This is a genomic window from Paenibacillus sp. 7523-1 (assembly GCF_002276415.1).
In the GTDB taxonomy this organism is placed as follows: domain Bacteria; phylum Bacillota; class Bacilli; order Paenibacillales; family Paenibacillaceae; genus Paenibacillus; species Paenibacillus illinoisensis_A.
Genome location: NZ_NPBR01000010.1, coordinates 304,049 through 320,306 on the forward strand (window position 1 = coordinate 304,049; position 16,258 = coordinate 320,306).

The window sequence follows — 16,258 nt, forward strand, 5'->3', positions numbered from 1 at the left end:
TTGGACAAGAGGCATATCTTGGCTGCTTATGAAAAATACTGTGAACATAAAAAAGTTGGAAATGAAACGATTCTATATTTTGCTCGTAAGGGTAATACACAGAAGAAATCCATTTAATCAAGGAGCTGGTCAATTGCAACATTATAGACACAGTGCTGAGGAGACACTTCAAGACTTGGATAGTTCCCCCAAAGGGCTTACGGGCTCCGAAGCTGCAAAAAGACTTGAGACAGAAGGATATAATGAGTTAAAAGGCAAAAATGCAACACCTGTCTGGAAACTGTTTCTTGAAAATTTCAAAGACCCCATGGTCATCGTGCTGCTCATTGCGGCAGGTGTACAGGTTGTGCTCGGACATCTTATTGAATCCCTGATTATCTTTTTGGTTATCCTGCTGAATGCCGTAATTAGTGTCGTGCAGACCAAAAAAGCGGAAAGCTCCCTTGATGCCCTAAGACAAATGTCTGCTCCTGAGGCCAAAGTTATCCGTGATGGTGAGAAAAAAACCATTCCAGCCAGGGAACTCGTCCCCGGCGATATCGTTTTATTGGATGCGGGAGATTATGTGCCGGCAGACGGTCGCATTTTGGAATCCGGTAGTCTGAGAATCAATGAGGGCATGCTGACCGGAGAATCAGAAGCAGCAGAGAAACATGCAGATGCCATCCCGGAAGAGGCACCGATCGGAGATCGGCGCAATATGGCCTTCAGCGGCTCGCTGGTCGTATACGGCCGCGGCACGCTGGTGATTACCGGAACTGCGTTAAAAACCGAGATCGGCAAGATTGCCGAATTGATTGAAAATGCTGAAGCCAAAGAAACTCCGCTGCAGCGCAAATTGGAAGCCTTCAGCAAAAAACTGGGCTTTTTCATTCTGGGACTGTCCATTCTTATATTCGCCATCGAGGCAGGGCGTGTCTGGTTAACCGAAGGCACGGACAATCTGGGTCCTTCAATTATCAATGCATTGATGTTTGCCGTTGCTGTCGCCGTCGCCGCCATTCCTGAAGCACTCTCTTCCATCGTGACGATTGTATTGTCGCTGGGAACAAATAAGATGGCCAAGCAGCATGCGATCATTCGCCGTCTCCCTGCCGTGGAAGCGCTCGGTTCAGCCAGCATTATCTGTACAGATAAGACAGGCACGCTTACCCAAAACAAGATGACGGTTGTAGATTACTACATCCCTCATGGCACCAAAGAGGAATTCCCGGACGATCCCGATCAGTGGTCTGAAGAGGAACGACGCTTGTTACATATTGCAGTACTCTGCAATGATTCGAATATTAACCAGGAGGGCAAGGAGCTGGGTGATCCCACAGAGGTAGCCCTCATTGCCTTCAGTAACCGTGTGAACAAGGACTATAACGAAATTCGGGACCAGTTCCCGCGGGAAGCAGAGCTTCCTTTTGACTCGGATCGGAAACTGATGAGCACCGTACATACCTTCGAAGGACAGACGGCCTTATTAACCAAAGGTGGTCCGGATGTGCTATTCAGCAGGTGTACTCATGTGTTCATGAACGGGGAGGTTCAGCCGCTTACCGCTGAGATTCGCACACAATTCGAGGAGAAAAACGAAGCTTTCTCCAAACGTGCCTTCCGTGTACTGGCTTATGCTTACAAGAAATTCGATGACAAAACGCAGGTTACACCTGAAGACGAATATGATCTGACGCTTGTTGGACTGACAGCCATGATTGATCCACCGCGTGAAGCCGTGTACGGCTCCATTGAAGAGTCCATGAAGGCGGGTATCCGCACAATCATGATCACAGGCGACCACAAAACGACAGCTCAGGCCATTGGACGGGATATTGGACTTGCTGGCCCGGATGACCTCGCCATCACTGGCGCTGAGCTGGACAAAATGTCGGATGAAGAACTGGATCGCCAGCTTGAACATATTTCGGTCTATGCACGGGTATCCCCTGAAAACAAAATCCGCATTGTGCGCGCATGGCAGCGCAAAGGCAAAATTGCAGCCATGACTGGAGACGGCGTCAATGATGCTCCAGCTTTGAAACAAGCCGACATCGGTGTAGCCATGGGCAGCGGTACGGATGTTGCCAAGGATGCGGCTGCCATGATTTTGACCGATGATAACTTTGTATCCATCGTGAATGCAGTGAGTGTCGGACGTATGGTATTTGATAATATCAAAAAAGCCATTGCTTACCTGTTTGCGGGTAACCTTGGGGCCATTATCGCCATATTGTTCGCTCTTATCGTTGGATGGGTGAACCCGTTTACGGCCCTGCAGCTTCTCTTCATCAACCTGGTGAATGACTCCCTGCCTGCCATTGCACTGGGGACGGAAAAAGCTGAACCTGATGTGATGCGGCGCAAACCGCGTGATATTAATGAAGGCATCTTTGCCGGCGGTACGCTTCAAGCCGTGATTACACGTGGTGTATTGATCGGTGCAGCTGTTATTGTGTCCCAGTATATCGGGCTTGGCATCTCTGAAGAAATGAGCGTGGCGATGGCCTTTACGACCCTGATTCTGGCACGGAGTCTGCAAACATTTGCAGCCCGTTCCAACACACAAACCATCTTCCAGGTGGGCTTCACGTCAAATAAGCTTGTCCTTGGCTCCATTCTGGTATGTCTCTGTCTTTACGGAATCACCTTGATTCCAGGTGTACGCAGCATCTTCGCCATTCCGGATGCGTTTGGTTGGAACGAGTTCCTGATTGCAGGCGGCCTTGCCCTGCTTGCCGTCATTCTGATGGATGTCATCAAGTGGATTCGCAACCGTGGCAGAGCGGTCAGTCCAGCATAAGAAATACTTCACCCCTTCAAGGCGCCCTCAGACGGGCGTCTTTTTGCTGCCGGGAATCAACCTTTTCAACACAAGGCATTTCCTATGTTTTTTGTTTGATTCAATCTGGTTCATCTCATTTCTTACCGATGCGAAGCCATATAAGTTTTTATGACATTATTGCCATATATGCAGATTGGGCGTAAAATGATTTATTGATTTTCAATATAGGTTGACTCAATCATAGACAGGAATGGTAATGTGAAAGATAAAATTGTAATGCCTCTCTGGACATGCTGTCTGTTCATTGTTGTGATGAACACCACCATGTTTAATGTATCCTTACCCGTTATTATTAACGATCTCCAAATTACATCTGACCTGGGCTCATGGGTCATCTCCAGCTATTCTATTGGTTACGCATTATCGACCGTCATTTTCAGCCGGCTATCCGATCGGGTCCCGGTGCGCAAACTGCTAACGATCGGATTGCTGATTCTGGGCTTATCTTCGTTACTTGGATTATTCGCACATAGCTTCGCCGTCCTGCTGCTGACGCGCATTCTGCAATCCGCAGGTGCAGGGGTTATGGCCGGGCTGGGTCTTGTGATTGCCAGCCGCTACATTCCGCTGGAACGCCGCGGAGCCGCCATTGCCCTCATCTCTTCAGGCAGTGCCATGGCTTTTGGGCTGGGTCCCATTGTGGGCGGACTCATTAGCGAATACTGGGGATGGAATGGTCTTTTTGCAATAACTGTGCTGGTCCTGCTTGCACTACCTGTATTGCTCTACTTCCTGCCGCGTGAAACACCAAGCCCAGACAACCCTTTCGATATGATCGGGGCAGTGTTAACGGTCATTAACGCCATCACGCTTCTGGTCGCGATTACCCAGCAGTCCTGGATCTGGTTTGCCATCGGTGTTCTGTCTCTGGTGGCTCATATTTGGTACATCCGCCAAGCAAGCCTTCCGTTTGTCAATCCGGATGTATTCCGAACGCCAGGATATACACGTTTGATTCTCATTGGCTTCTGCATTTTGGTCGTTAATCTGGGTAATCTGTTTTTAATGCCGCTTGTCCTTGCCGACCTGTTCGGGCGTTCATCGCTCACGATTGGTTTGCTCATTGCTCCGGGAGCCATTGTCGCGGCCTTTTGCACCCGTTTTGTAGGACGCTGGATCGATCGTTACGGCAACATGCGCTTTCTAATGATTGGACATGTGCTGCTTGCAGCTGTACTTGCCCTGTTTATGCTCGGACTGAATCAGTCCGCCTTTATTATTACCGCAGGCTATCTCTTTTTCTCGCCCGCACTCTCCGCCTCCATGGCTTCACTGAATAACGAAACGTCCCGCATTCTGCCCAAGACGCAGATCGGAGCAGGTATGGGCATGCTTCAGCTGATTCAATTTTTCGGTGGTTCGATGTCTGTGGCGGTCTGCGGACTGCTGTTACACAGCATTCCGGGCGTTTCGGTAGAGAAAGCCTATCACGTTGTTTATGGATGTCTGCTCTTCATCTGTCTTGTCTCGCTTGTTATCGTGGTGTGGCATCACAGAGCCTCTCAATCCGGAGTTGTACAGAGTCAGAATAGTACGGCTAAATAATGGAATGCTTTAAAATGATAGTTATAAAATGAACACACAAACAGCCCGCACGGTATGCGGGCTGTTTGTGTGTTTCGATAAGCTTTCAGTACGGAGTCATTCGTATCGATTCAAACTCTGGGTTCAAGTTCCTTATTAATTTCCATCCTGCGCTGCCTTCCAGGCTTCCTCCACCGATACAGGAGCTTTGCTGCTGCCCTCTCCACCTCCTTCTTTCGTCCACAGAGGCGGGTAATAGGCAAATACTTGTCCCCTCTGAAGCTGACCAAGATCACTTTGCCATCCGTCCCAGCGGAAGGTTTGGTAGAACTGCTGCAAATCACCATCTGCCAGCCAGTTCAGAAATTCCGAATAAACAAGCTCCGTCGATTCCCATTCCAGGGCATCCGGCGCATAATAGTATATCTCTCCAGTGCCACCGAATTTGCCGGTATCCAGCGCAAAAAATCCACCTGCCACATCATAGGCAACCACCATCATGCCCTCCAGTGCCTTTACGCAGGGCTCGTCGCTCACACCGTTCCAACTCGTCAGACTTCCAAATACGCTCTCACCGCCTGCACCCAGCAGTGTGATCCACCCGTGATCAATCACCATTCCTTCCGTCTCGTAAGCAACAGCACCCAAATAGGATTTGGTGCTCACCTGAAGACGATAGATTGTATCTGCTCCATCCTCTGGTCGTGCGGAAACATACTCATATGTATTTTGCCCGTTATCCAGTAGTTCCTTGAGTTCCTCCCACGCGTGATTGTCCCGATCCAATAGTTCGTCTGCAGATAATGTTTGCATATCTTTACTCCTTCCAAGTATCGATTCATCGTTCATACTAGCTTTCTTTCATCCATTTTCCGTGACCAAATCCCTCTAACACTTCACCATTCTCGCTGTCCAGTCAACCCTCGCGTAAAGTCGGACTCATCATTCAATCTCATCGGTTCCCCTACACAACTCAGGCAATGAATCGGCCACATGTACGCAATCCTTGTACCCCAAATTTCCAGAATGAGCAATAAGGATCGGATATTCCCCACTCACATTCTACCTTTCTATCAGCATAACATGGCATATTTCACCATTCAAATCTGCTATAATCAAAACTTCACAGCTACTCATAAGGAGGAAATACTTTGTTTCGTGCAGTTAATATTTGCTTTCTGGCTCTGATGCTGCTGGCAGCGGGTTGTCAGGAGCAGGCTTCGTCTATTTCAACTCCTGCTCCTACTGACGGATCCGGCCAACAGGAATTCTATTACATATCACCTTCAGGTAACGATGCAAACAGCGGTACTATTCAATCCCCTTGGAAAACAATGCAGCATGCTTCTGAACATGCCACGCCAGGGAGTACGGTCTATTTGCGAGAGGGCGTGTATCAGCAGAAAGTCAAAATCACCCGGAGCGGCCATTCCTCCACTAAGCCTACCACCTTTTCCAGCTATCCTAATGAGAAAGCCATTATTGACGGAAAAGGTCTGTCTGTAAATGGACTTGAAGGCTTGATTGAAGTGGAGAATGCCAGCTTCATCACAATTCAGAATTTTGAGATTCGCAACTTCACCACAGCACGTGCAGACCAAGTACCCGTCGGAATTTATGTGCATGGAGCTGGAGAACACATCCAAATTTCAGGAAATACCGTACACGCTATCGCCAGCAACGTGCAGCCCGAAGGACCAGACTTAACAGGTAGAGATGCACACGGCATTGCTATCTATGGCACAGAACACCCCGAAGCATTGAAGGATATTCTAATCCAGGATAATGAATTGTATGATCTCGTGCTAGGTTCAAGCGAGTCACTCGCTGTTAACGGAAATGTAGACACTTTTTCCATACTGGACAACACCATCCATGACACGGATAACATCGGCATCGATCTGATTGGATATGAAAAGATTTCTGCAGATGACAAGTATGATCGTGCCCGAAATGGAATTGTAAGAGGTAACGAAGTATACGATATTACGTCCAATTACAATCCTTCCTACGGCACAAACCTTCCGAATGACAGCCATTCGGCCGGGGGCATCTATGTCGATGGGGGTACAGATCATATGATCGACCAGAATCGGGTTTACCGTAACGATATTGGCATCGAAATCGCATCCGAACATGCCGGGCGTTCCACAAGCCATATTACCGTGCAGGATAACCTGATCTATCACAACAGACTGACGGGCATTGCCATGGGAGGATATGACGAGGAGCGGGGGTCTACCGAAAACAGCACGGTGATGTACAATACCCTGTTTCAAAATGACACCTTGGGCGCAGGCAATGGGCAGCTGTTCGTGCAAGCCATGACGAAGAACAACACATTTAAACGCAACATTGTCGTGTCAGGCAGCTCCGGTGTGCTCATCTACAATGAATACAGCAGTAATTCAGGGAATCTGCTAGATGAAAATATATACTACACCCCGATTGCAGAGGAAGATGCCCTGTGGGTTTGGAAAAATGAAGGGTATTCCGGTTTTCCAGCCTACATGAAGGACTCCGGCAATGACACACACTCACGTTATATAAACCCGGCATTCATGAACGAAACCAGCGAAGACTTCAATCTCCAGTCCGGATCACCGGCAGAAGGTTATGGTTACCTTGCAACCAGGTAACAGAAGAGACTAAGAGAAGGATAGAAAATCAAAAACCGGATCGGGTATAGGGGTGTCCCTATCCTGTCCGGTTATTTTCTACTTTTACTGCATCATTAGTTATAAGAATAAGAATTTAGCTTTGGGTTAAACCAGCTGCATGGGTCACCCGATTGCGCCCTCCGGTTTTGGAGGCATACAGGGCCATATCCGCTTTTTGGAACAAGGACTGATCCGTATCCTCCTCTGCAACCGTCGCTGCACCAATACTTATGGTGATGTTATAGACTCCCCAATCCGCAGAAGCCACCTGAGTACGGTATCGTTCGGCTGTAATCACTGCTTGCTCTGCCGAACAATCCGTGAGAATAATCACAAATTCTTCCCCACCATAACGAGCCACAACGTCCGTACTTCTGGATACTGACTGCAGCAGACCTGCTAGATTGCCAAGTACGAGGTCCCCCACCGGATGTCCATAAGTATCGTTAATGCTTTTGAAATGATCAATATCTACGACCAGCAGCGAGAACTCACGCTGGGTGGCACGGTAGCCTTCCAAACTTTCAAGCATTTTCAGCTGGAAAAATCTGCGGTTTTTGAGTCCAGTGAGCAGATCGGTAGAAGCCATCGTCTCCAGCTGGTCATTCACTTTAATTAATGCCTGCTGCTTCACTTCATATTCCTCGTGCAGCCGTTCAAGCTCCTTGTTTGCTTCATGCGTGGCTTGATAGAGCTCCTGCAGCTTCGTCTTCGTGTTCAAAATATCCTTCTCATGTTCGATCCGTTTACGCATGACCACAACCACACAGTCTACAACACTTTCTCCGTCACGAGTCTGGCGAATCCCATTAAGCAGAACCGGAACATCCTGCTGATTACTGGTGCGAAACGTAAAGTACATCTCGTCCACACGGCCGTACAGCTGAATGTACGGATAGAAATAGGTGTGGAAAAAAAGCTTGTTGGTGACCGACATGGTGGACTCAATATGTCGTCCCATTAGCTCGCTGCGTTCATAACCCAGCATCGTCAGCAGGGTTTGATTGACTGATTGTATGACCCCTGAGTCAGAAATGGAGAAGTACCCGCAGGGAGCAAAATCTAATTGTGCATCCATCAATAACAGCCTTTCTTCTGAGTTTTATGCGCTCGTCAGATAGTTCTTAATCAACCGAATGGTCTCTTCCGGTTGACTTAAGTGAGGGTAATGTCCTTTGGCGGTCATCTGCAGCAGCATGCTGTTCTTCAGATGAGCATGCAGATAATCGCCCACTTCAACCGGGGCAATGCTATCATCGGAGCATTGAAGAATCAAAGTAGGTACAGATACCTGTTCCAGCTCCTGACGGCAGTCGGACAAAAATGTCACCTCGGCAAATTGCCTAGCAATATGCGGATCTCTGGAGCAAAAGCTCTTCTCCAGCTCTTCCGTAAGCTCTTTCCGTTCTGCATTCTGCATCACGATCGGTGCCAAATAACTTGCCCAGCCTATGAAATTCAACTGCATCATTTCGAGCAATTCATCAATGTCACGGCGATCGAAGCCCCCATAATAATTCGGCAGGTCATTCACATATCGCGGGGAAGGCCCCAGCATCACGATGCTTTTAAAATATTGGGGAGCTTGAATCGATGCCAGCATGCCAATCATGCTGCTGACAGAATGCCCAACGAATATAGCCTCTTTCAATTGGAGCGCTTCCATGATCTCCAGAACATCCGTAGCATATCCACGCAAATCACTGTATTTATGCGCATCGTAATAATTGATTTGAGACTGGCCTGAACCTACATAGTCAAACAAAACAATTTGATAATTTTCACTAAAACCCGGAACGATGTAGCGCCACATGTCCTGATCACATCCAAACCCATGAGCAAAGACAATCGTTCTGCTGCCCGAACCAAGCACTTTTACATTGTTGCGTACAAGGACATCAACTGTCATTACACTCACCTCTCTGAGGTATTTTCCATTTACTTCACATGTGGTTATTATATCGGAAAATGTTGGAATATGAATTAAAAATATTAATTCACTTGAGGTAAACATCAATTAGATTCGCACTTCAGCAAATCATAAAACCCTTTACAACCTGACCATCGTCAGGTAATATCATTTCAACATGTCGCGCGACAAAGATAACAAAATGGAGGAAGATGAATGACTGCCCTTGGAATTGGAAATGCACCCCCGAAACTGTGGGGAAGATCTTTTATTTTTATCATGCTGGCTAACGCTTTATTGTTCATGGCCTTTGAAATGCTGTTACCTACCTTGCCTCTATTCGTTTCAACGCTTGGTGGGGATGCTTCTCAAATTGGCCTGGTGACAGGCATATTCATGTTTTCAGCCATCCTGGTTCGCCCTTTCACGTCGGTACTTGCATCAAAGATGGACAAAAAGTTTCTCTTGCTCATCGGTATAATCATATGTGCAGTAACCACAGGATCATACTACCTATCGTCAGGTATTTGGATGATTTTAATATTGCGGGTTATCCACGGATTTGGTTTTGGTCTGGCAACGACATATTTTGCAACGATTGCTACAGAAAACATACCCAAGGATCGCAGAGGCGAAGGTATGGGGTATTTTGGTGTAGGAGAGACCGTGGCCATTTCCATTGGTCCATTGATCGGAACCAGTCTTCTGTACAAATACAATTATCAAAGTCTGTTCATGGGTGGGATGTGCATCCTGCTTCTCGCTCTGATCATGGCGATATTTGTATCGAGAAAACCCAAAACAGCATCAGGTGCAGACCCAGCGGGTTCCCATACACCTAAGGTGAAGCTAATCGAAAGAAAGGTACTCTTTCCTTCTTTACTGATTATGTTAGTCGGTGTGGCTGCCGGTTCGATCATGTCTTTTGTAGCCTTGTTTGCGGCAGAGAAAGGATTCGATAACGTAGCCTGGTTTTTCTTCATTGTGGCTATTGCGAGTTTCGTGGTCCGCTTGTTCTCCGGAAAAATGTTCGATCGATTGGGCCCGGGGTCCGTATTGCTGCCATCTGCCGTATTTGCGATCGCGGGACTATTCGTACTGACCATCGCTCAAAATGACATGCACTTTCTCATGGCCGGTGCCTTGTATGGATTCGGATTCGGTGCCATTTTCCCAGCGATTCAGACCTGGTGCGTCAATCTGGTGGACGAGCATGAACATGAGAATGCCATGGCTTCCTTCTTCAATTTCTTCGACTTGGGTATTGGCGGCGGTTCACTGCTGCTTGGTATGATTGCTTCAGCATTTTCCTATACAGTGGTGTATGATATTGCCATAGGCATTTTTGTGGTATATATCCTGTTATATCTGGTATACTCCCGTAAACAACGGAGAGCTGAAGATTATTCATTGGAGGTAGACATTGAGTAAACAACGGATCAAGGACATTGCCATCCAACATTTCAATCGTCTGGGTTACGAGGGAACCAAGATGGCGCAGATTGCCGAAGAGGCCGGCATTCGCAAGCAATCCCTTGCTTACCATTACCCGACCAAGAAGGCACTGCTGCTTGAACTTTATGAGGAAGTGGTTCAGGAGGAACAGCAATTCGTCAAAAATTTCTTCCTGGAAGCAAATGAACTGCCCTTGGAGCAGCAATTGTACAACTTTTTGCTTGACCATAAAAACAGATTCCTGACACATCCGAATGTGGCTTTTATGTACATTCTGTCCTTTATCACTCCGCTTGAGGTGCATGATTTTGTCCTCGCGCAGTATCGAACATATCTTGGCACGCTCAAAGCCGAGCTCGCCGCCGTGTTTGCCAAACATGAGGACATCCGTCTGAACCCTGACGAAGCTACGGTGGCTTATGTCACACTATTGGATGGACTGGATGTACAGCTCGTATATGAGACCAGACAATCTTATGAACACGCGCTCGCCATTGCCTGGAATGTGTTCTGGACAGGCATACGCCGCTAGTAAAGTTGGTCTATTTTGCAAGCAAAGAGGAGCGCATCTCCATGTCTATACTATGGAGAGCGCTCCTCTTTGTGATGTTCTTTTGACGCGAGCTTGTCTTCGTTATTTCACGGTCAAAATGACACGTTGATAATGCTTCAGCTGATGCTCGCCATCATCCTGTACCTCGGCCACGATATGAATCGTGTCTCCGGATTTGGCATCCTCCGGGACGGTAAATGTCACCGTGCTCGTGTCACTGCCTTCCAGTTTGATTGTATCTACCTGTTCATCCTTCGCAAGCTCCCGATGCAATCCAAGCAGCAGGTCTCCTACAACTTCCTTCTGCACTTGGTTCTGCTCTACTTTGGCATCCTCATACGTGTCTGCTTCAAAATATCTCCACCATTTATAGGTCAATTGATCGCCATCCGGGTCCTTCGCTTCGGCATTCAGACTCACACGTTCACCCGGATTAACGGACAGATCAAGTCCTTCCTTAATGGTCAGCGTCGGGTTATGGTTGGCTCCTTCATAGGTATCTGCAACAGCCCAGTCTGCACGAGCCGCAAAATCGTCCTGAATATCATCAAACCATCTCATCAGGGAATACTCGGCCTCATATCGTTTCGTATACGGATCATAATCGAGCACATTGTTTCTGTACAGCTTGTCATTCACTGCGCCGAATCGTCCGCCCCAACCGCCGTAGGAAGGATCCTCCATACTGCGAAGTCCGTTATCAATCAGATAGAAAAACGAAGGGGAATCCCCCTCGGAGATAAAGTCGTATTTATCATATTGCGGATTGTTTTTAAGATACGCGTCACTTCCGCGCTGTTCTTCGTCCAGCTCGCCTTCAATCATTTTGCCATCACCCATGGAAGCATACATATCCAGCAGCTTGCCATGTCCATCCAGAATGTTTTTGATCATCCAGTCCCCATGCAGCTTGCTGTTTACTTCTTCGGCATGCATCTTCCACGCATACGCGAAATGCCAGAAGTTCGACTGGTCATTCAGAATGCGGATGTCCGGCCAGTTCTTCGCAATATATTCGTTATAACTGTCATCCTGGTCGAGGATGATGTACAGCACCAGTTTATCACTGACCTTTTTGCGGATGGTTCCCCACTCTGCCGTGTCTTTGTACTGCTCTTCAATGGATTTCAGCGCTCTTGCCGTTGTATTGGTGCCACCCCAGGTTTGAACAATCAGATCACGAGGATCATCGTCAAGGAAAAGGGACTGAAGAAATTCGGAGCCTTCCGTTTCCTTCTCCATCTCGCCTTTATCGGAGATATTCCCGATTTTCGTCATGGCACGAAGCTGCTCGGGTTCCGGATAACCATCCGAGTGTTTGGACAAGTTCGGATAAATCTCACCATAAGCATCGATCATATCGTATACCCACTGTGTACCTGTCCAACGGAATGGTTCAATTCCCGCTTCTTTATCACCTGCGTAATGATAAACCGAACTGGTCAGCACAATGCCGGCCAGATCCATTTCATTGGAATACAGCAAAAAACGGATGACCGAGTTCATATCATCAACTTCACCATCGGTCGTAATAACGGTCCTTCCTTTAGCTGTTTCACTCTTTGTCGTTTCCTGATTATTGCTTTCTTCCTGCTCTGCTGCCTGGTTCGGTGTCTCACTTGCCGCTTGAGGTGTTTTGGATGCGCATCCACTAATCACCAGAATACTACTGATAAAACCTGCAGCGAATACATTCAGCCATTTTCTCTTGTTCATGATGTTCCCCTTTCTTTCGTTTAGCATGATGTGTGTGGGAATGACCAGCGCGCGCTTTCCTATTCCTTAATATGGACCGTAGAATGCAAAAAAACCCAAACATGAATACGCCATGGACAGAGTCCACGCATATTGATGTTCAGGTTTTGCCTGCCGAAACAGTAACAATCCTTATTTGAAAAAAAGTATAGCATGTTGATTTATTGATGTAAACGTATTCAATCATCTTTTTCTGGATTTCATACCAAAATGGGTCTTAAGTAGTCCGCTTTAATATCCCTTCTGCTCCGTTACACCCAAGCTGTTTTCCCCATTAAAATGTTTAGCCGCTGGCCCTGTCCTAGTTATGGGACATTCCACCGACTCCCACCATAACAGGTTGTAAGCTTTTCCCATTTTGATATAGTATAATTTCTATGATGACTGGATCCTATACATCGTACTAGCGCGACATTTATAACATCAGGAGGAATTAAAACCATGCAAAAACTGGATGCTGCCTTACAACAGTTTGTTGAACAGCAGGATTTATACAATGAAGCTTACGGACTTTTCAAACAACATGATCTGCGCCCTCGTGAACAACCTAACCAGCCAGAAGTGGACAAGCGTATACCTCTCTCAACTGAGCTTGTGTATTTGTACACCCATTATGAGATGAGAGATACAAAAGCTGAAGGAACACTCAAAATGAAAAGTGCGGCCGTGGAAATTGGCGATGCAGCCCTGTTATCTTTTGTTGCCCCCGAACATCTGCACCGCCAGCAGCAGGGTTACCGATGGATTGGCATGAATGAGCCGTATGTGGAGTCACCCTCCTGGAAAGCAAATCATGTCGTTATTGCCAACTTCAATGATGATCCATTGATTGTGGATACAAGCGAAGCAAACTCACCGGTGTATGCTGCCTTTGAAGGCGGAGAGCCCCGGCGTATTGCTGATTCATTGTCCGCTCTGTTCACTGCACTCGCCATCCTGATTGAAGCGGCACGCGCTTACGGCGGAGAAGTGAAGGATGAAGAGACCTATGAAACCAAACCTGAATATTTGGAGCATATAGAACCTTTATTGATTACTCTGCTCGGCCCAGAGTACACTGCACATCTGGTTGAATATTTATCACTTCGTTAAACCTTAGGAATGAGAATAACCGAGATTGAAAATCGCTTCGCTAACGAATTAATAATATGTGTTGGAATTTGCATACAGAATTTATCTCTGATGAACAAGGGGGAAGACCATGATTTATGTTGCTTTGCTTCGGGGGATTAATGTAGGCGGTAACAATAAGATCAATATGAAGCAGCTGAAAGAAACATTTGAACAAGCAGGCATGCAGGATGTTGTAACTTACATTAATACGGGCAACATTATCTTCGCCGATCATCAGGAACGCATTCAAGCTAACGCTGAGATATCCAGGATACTGGAGCAGGCCATTACTGCTGAGTTCGGCTTGGAGATCCGTGTCGTGGTACGCAATATGGAAGAAATGCAGACCGTGCTTCAGGCGCTGCCGGAGGAATGGACGAATGACGAGCAGGCGAAGAGTGACGTGATGTTTCTGTGGGATGAAGTCAATGACGTCTCCGTATTGGACAAGCTGCCCCTCAAACCGGAAGTGGGCACATTGATATACGTTACCGGTGCCATCTTGTATTCAGTAAGCAGAGAAGATGCCGCGCGCAGCGGGATGAACAAGCTTGTCGGCTCCTCTGTCTATAAATATATGACGGTCAGAAACGTCAACACAACCCGCCAAATTTATAAGCTCATGCTGGCTGCGGCAGAGTGATAATATAAACTTCGGCATGAAAAAGATCCCCCAAGGGATGGCATGGAGGAATATCTTGACGGATGTCTCTCCATGCTGTCTGCCTTGAGGGATACCTTTTATGAATACAAGCTGCTGCATGTAAAATCATTAATCGATCTGAATACGTCTATGGGTATGATCGTCTCCTGAACGTTTCGGAATTTCAAGCTTCAGCACGCCATCTTCCAATCGGGCTTTAATATTCTCCTCATCAATGTGTTCCACATAGAAACGCCGGAGGAATTCACCAGAGCGGCGTTCCTGCCGAATGATTCGATTCGAATCATCCTTCTGTTCATGAAACTCATTGCGTTTCGCACGGATCATCAGTTCATTGCCCTGTACCTGAATATCGATATCCTGCTTGGCGATACCAGGCAGATCAGCTTCAATCAAATATTTCCCATCTTCTTCACGGATATCCGTCCGGAATGGCTGGCTGCCGGTTCCAAAGGGAGAAAGCCACGGGCTGTCAACCATATCATTGAAGGATTTCAGCATGTGTCCGAACAGGTCTTCATTTCGTTTACGAAACGGCATCAGATCAAACATGAACATCATCTCCTTATATGTGATTGGTTTGTTGTTGCTTACATGGATTATTATAATCCTCACGTGGATGATGCTCAAAATACGCAAGAGGCGAAAAAAAATGATTTTTCTTCAATATGAACCGCTGCCTGAAAATAGATCCATTTTTCTTTTAATTTGACCTTTTTTGACCTTCCTGCTTTTTTGGACTCATTCCAGAGAATGATTAGACGCTATCCTTCATACTGGAAACGATCCAGAAACCGCTTGACGATGAGGCTGGACGATTTGCTCTCACGCATAACCCATCCAATGGAAATCGCACGCTGAACACCTTCAATTTCCAGGATGGAGAAGTCATGATGCAGGACACTTCTGTCATGTGTGAATGAATATTCATGACCGATCGTCACCGCACCCAACTGGGCAAGGGCGGCATTGACCACTTCGGAATTGTTTGTTCGGAACAATACATTCACCTCTCCCACCGCCTGAGAAAGCTCCCCTACAAACAAATCCACCAGTTCGTCATTAAATAACACCAGCGTCTCATTTTTCAATTCATGCATGGTGATCGACTTCTTGCCTGCCAAGCGATTGGTATGATTCACACAGGCACGCATCACCCCTTCATCAATTGGAACAAAGCGCAATCCTTCCAGATGCTGCTCCATATCATCTGTATATAGAGCGATGAGACCAAGATCGACCTGCTTGTTCCGTACATCTCTGATAATGTTGCGGGCAGCACTTTCGGATAGCTCAAATTTCAGATCCGGATATCGTTTCTTCATACTCGCAATGGTAGGTATGATCCCCGGAATTCCTCCAGGGATGGCTGACAATCGCAGTTCTCCATGGATCGACTCCCCCATATACTGGGCATCCTCCTTGATGTTTTGGACCGTATCGACAACCGTTTTCATTTTGTCCAAAATAGGCTTGGCCTGTTCCAATACATACGCACCGTTACGGGATCGGCTGAACAATTGCATGCCCAGCTCATGTTCCAGACGTGTGATCGCCTGACTGATCGTGGACTGCGTAACCGACAATGTTGCAGCAGCAACGGTAATAGATTTGGTCTTTTCAACTTCAAGCACATACACCATTTGTTCCAGGTTCATCGTTTAACTCCCAACCCCTACATTAATTTAATTTAAGTTAAGTGCATTTTTGTTAAATATACATGAATCATAAAATTAAGTATACTTGGATTGAAGATGAATGTAAGCGAAATCATTTTATTTTAACCGACAGAGGAGTG

General features: G+C 46.9%; 13 protein-coding genes. 7 read left to right on the plus strand and 6 right to left on the minus strand.

From position 1 onward, the window contains the following. The first annotated feature begins 133 nt into the window (after positions 1-133). A complete protein-coding gene (locus tag CHH60_RS13425) occupies positions 134-2,785 on the plus strand; it encodes a cation-translocating P-type ATPase (RefSeq protein ID WP_095359608.1) in 2,652 nt (883 codons plus the stop codon). A 258-nt stretch (positions 2,786-3,043) separates the two neighbouring features. Beyond that, a complete protein-coding gene (locus CHH60_RS13430) occupies positions 3,044-4,372 on the plus strand; it encodes an MFS transporter (protein ID WP_255247915.1) in 1,329 nt (442 codons plus the stop codon). 135 nt (positions 4,373-4,507) lie between these two features. Here the strand turns inward: CHH60_RS13430 and CHH60_RS13435 are convergent, their stop codons facing one another. Then, positions 4,508-5,164 carry a DUF2625 family protein gene (locus CHH60_RS13435; RefSeq protein ID WP_095359610.1) on the minus strand — a complete coding sequence of 219 codons (657 nt, stop codon included), beginning with the start codon at positions 5,162-5,164 and terminating at the stop codon, positions 4,508-4,510. A 338-nt stretch (positions 5,165-5,502) separates the two neighbouring features. On the opposite strand from CHH60_RS13435, the gene CHH60_RS13445 reads away from it, so the two are divergent. Beyond that, positions 5,503-6,990, plus strand: a complete 1,488-nt coding sequence (locus CHH60_RS13445) for a right-handed parallel beta-helix repeat-containing protein (protein ID WP_255247916.1) — start codon at positions 5,503-5,505, stop codon at positions 6,988-6,990. A 115-nt stretch (positions 6,991-7,105) separates the two neighbouring features. Here the strand turns inward: CHH60_RS13445 and CHH60_RS13450 are convergent, their stop codons facing one another. Both CHH60_RS13450 and CHH60_RS13455 read right to left on the minus strand, forming a co-directional pair. Continuing rightward, the gene (locus CHH60_RS13450) at positions 7,106-8,089 is read right to left on the minus strand and encodes a sensor domain-containing diguanylate cyclase (protein WP_095359834.1); all 984 of its coding nucleotides are present in this window, start codon (positions 8,087-8,089) and stop codon (positions 7,106-7,108) included. Between the two features lie 24 nt (positions 8,090-8,113). Then, entirely contained in the window at positions 8,114-8,920 is an 807-nt protein-coding gene (locus CHH60_RS13455; protein ID WP_095359611.1) for an alpha/beta fold hydrolase, read from the minus strand. Between the two features lie 216 nt (positions 8,921-9,136). On the opposite strand from CHH60_RS13455, the gene CHH60_RS13460 reads away from it, so the two are divergent. Next, a complete protein-coding gene (locus CHH60_RS13460; RefSeq protein WP_095359612.1) occupies positions 9,137-10,351 on the plus strand; it encodes an MFS transporter in 1,215 nt (404 codons plus the stop codon). After that, positions 10,344-10,907, plus strand: a complete 564-nt coding sequence (locus tag CHH60_RS13465) for a TetR/AcrR family transcriptional regulator (RefSeq protein ID WP_095359613.1) — start codon at positions 10,344-10,346, stop codon at positions 10,905-10,907. Before CHH60_RS13460 ends, CHH60_RS13465 begins: the two co-directional genes overlap by 8 nt. Before the next feature lie 102 nt (positions 10,908-11,009). Here the strand turns inward: CHH60_RS13465 and CHH60_RS13470 are convergent, their stop codons facing one another. Then, complete coding sequence (locus CHH60_RS13470; RefSeq protein ID WP_095359614.1) at positions 11,010-12,644, minus strand: DUF1593 domain-containing protein; 1,635 nt, start codon at positions 12,642-12,644, stop codon at positions 11,010-11,012. A 480-nt stretch (positions 12,645-13,124) separates the two neighbouring features. Here CHH60_RS13470 and CHH60_RS13475 point away from each other — a divergent pair, with 480 nt between their 5' ends. Together CHH60_RS13475 and CHH60_RS13480 are read left to right on the plus strand one after the other, a co-directional pair. Then, positions 13,125-13,775 (plus strand): hypothetical protein, encoded by a 651-nt coding sequence (locus CHH60_RS13475; protein WP_095359615.1) that lies wholly within the window; start codon positions 13,125-13,127, stop codon positions 13,773-13,775. Positions 13,776-13,884: 109 nt separating this feature from the next. Continuing rightward, positions 13,885-14,439: a DUF1697 domain-containing protein gene (locus CHH60_RS13480; RefSeq protein WP_095359616.1), complete on the plus strand. Its 555-nt coding sequence runs from the start codon at positions 13,885-13,887 to the stop codon at positions 14,437-14,439. 129 nt (positions 14,440-14,568) lie between these two features. On the opposite strand, the gene CHH60_RS13485 is transcribed toward CHH60_RS13480, so the two are convergent. Together CHH60_RS13485 and CHH60_RS13490 are read right to left on the minus strand one after the other, a co-directional pair. Beyond that, positions 14,569-15,012, minus strand: coding sequence for an Hsp20/alpha crystallin family protein (locus CHH60_RS13485; protein WP_095359617.1), 444 nt, complete (start codon positions 15,010-15,012; stop codon positions 14,569-14,571). Between the two features lie 212 nt (positions 15,013-15,224). Next, positions 15,225-16,118, minus strand: coding sequence for a LysR family transcriptional regulator (locus CHH60_RS13490; RefSeq protein WP_095359618.1), 894 nt, complete (start codon positions 16,116-16,118; stop codon positions 15,225-15,227). Positions 16,119-16,258 lie beyond the last annotated feature (140 nt).

Excerpts from the sequence above, each read along its gene's own strand:
- CHH60_RS13485 (WP_095359617.1), bottom strand. The coding sequence starts at position 15,012 with ATGTTTGATCTGATGCCGTTTCGTAAACGAAATGAAGACCTGTTCGGA.
- CHH60_RS13480 (WP_095359616.1), top strand. The coding sequence starts at position 13,885 with ATGATTTATGTTGCTTTGCTTCGGGGGATTAATGTAGGCGGTAACAAT.
- CHH60_RS13460 (WP_095359612.1), top strand. The coding sequence starts at position 9,137 with ATGACTGCCCTTGGAATTGGAAATGCACCCCCGAAACTGTGGGGAAGA.
- CHH60_RS13435 (WP_095359610.1), bottom strand. The coding sequence starts at position 5,164 with ATGCAAACATTATCTGCAGACGAACTATTGGATCGGGACAATCACGCG.
- CHH60_RS13490 (WP_095359618.1), bottom strand. The coding sequence starts at position 16,118 with ATGAACCTGGAACAAATGGTGTATGTGCTTGAAGTTGAAAAGACCAAA.
- CHH60_RS13455 (WP_095359611.1), bottom strand. The coding sequence starts at position 8,920 with ATGACAGTTGATGTCCTTGTACGCAACAATGTAAAAGTGCTTGGTTCG.
- CHH60_RS13430 (WP_255247915.1), top strand. The coding sequence starts at position 3,044 with ATGCCTCTCTGGACATGCTGTCTGTTCATTGTTGTGATGAACACCACC.
- CHH60_RS13475 (WP_095359615.1), top strand. The coding sequence starts at position 13,125 with ATGCAAAAACTGGATGCTGCCTTACAACAGTTTGTTGAACAGCAGGAT.
- CHH60_RS13450 (WP_095359834.1), bottom strand. The coding sequence starts at position 8,089 with ATGGATGCACAATTAGATTTTGCTCCCTGCGGGTACTTCTCCATTTCT.
- CHH60_RS13470 (WP_095359614.1), bottom strand. The coding sequence starts at position 12,644 with ATGAACAAGAGAAAATGGCTGAATGTATTCGCTGCAGGTTTTATCAGT.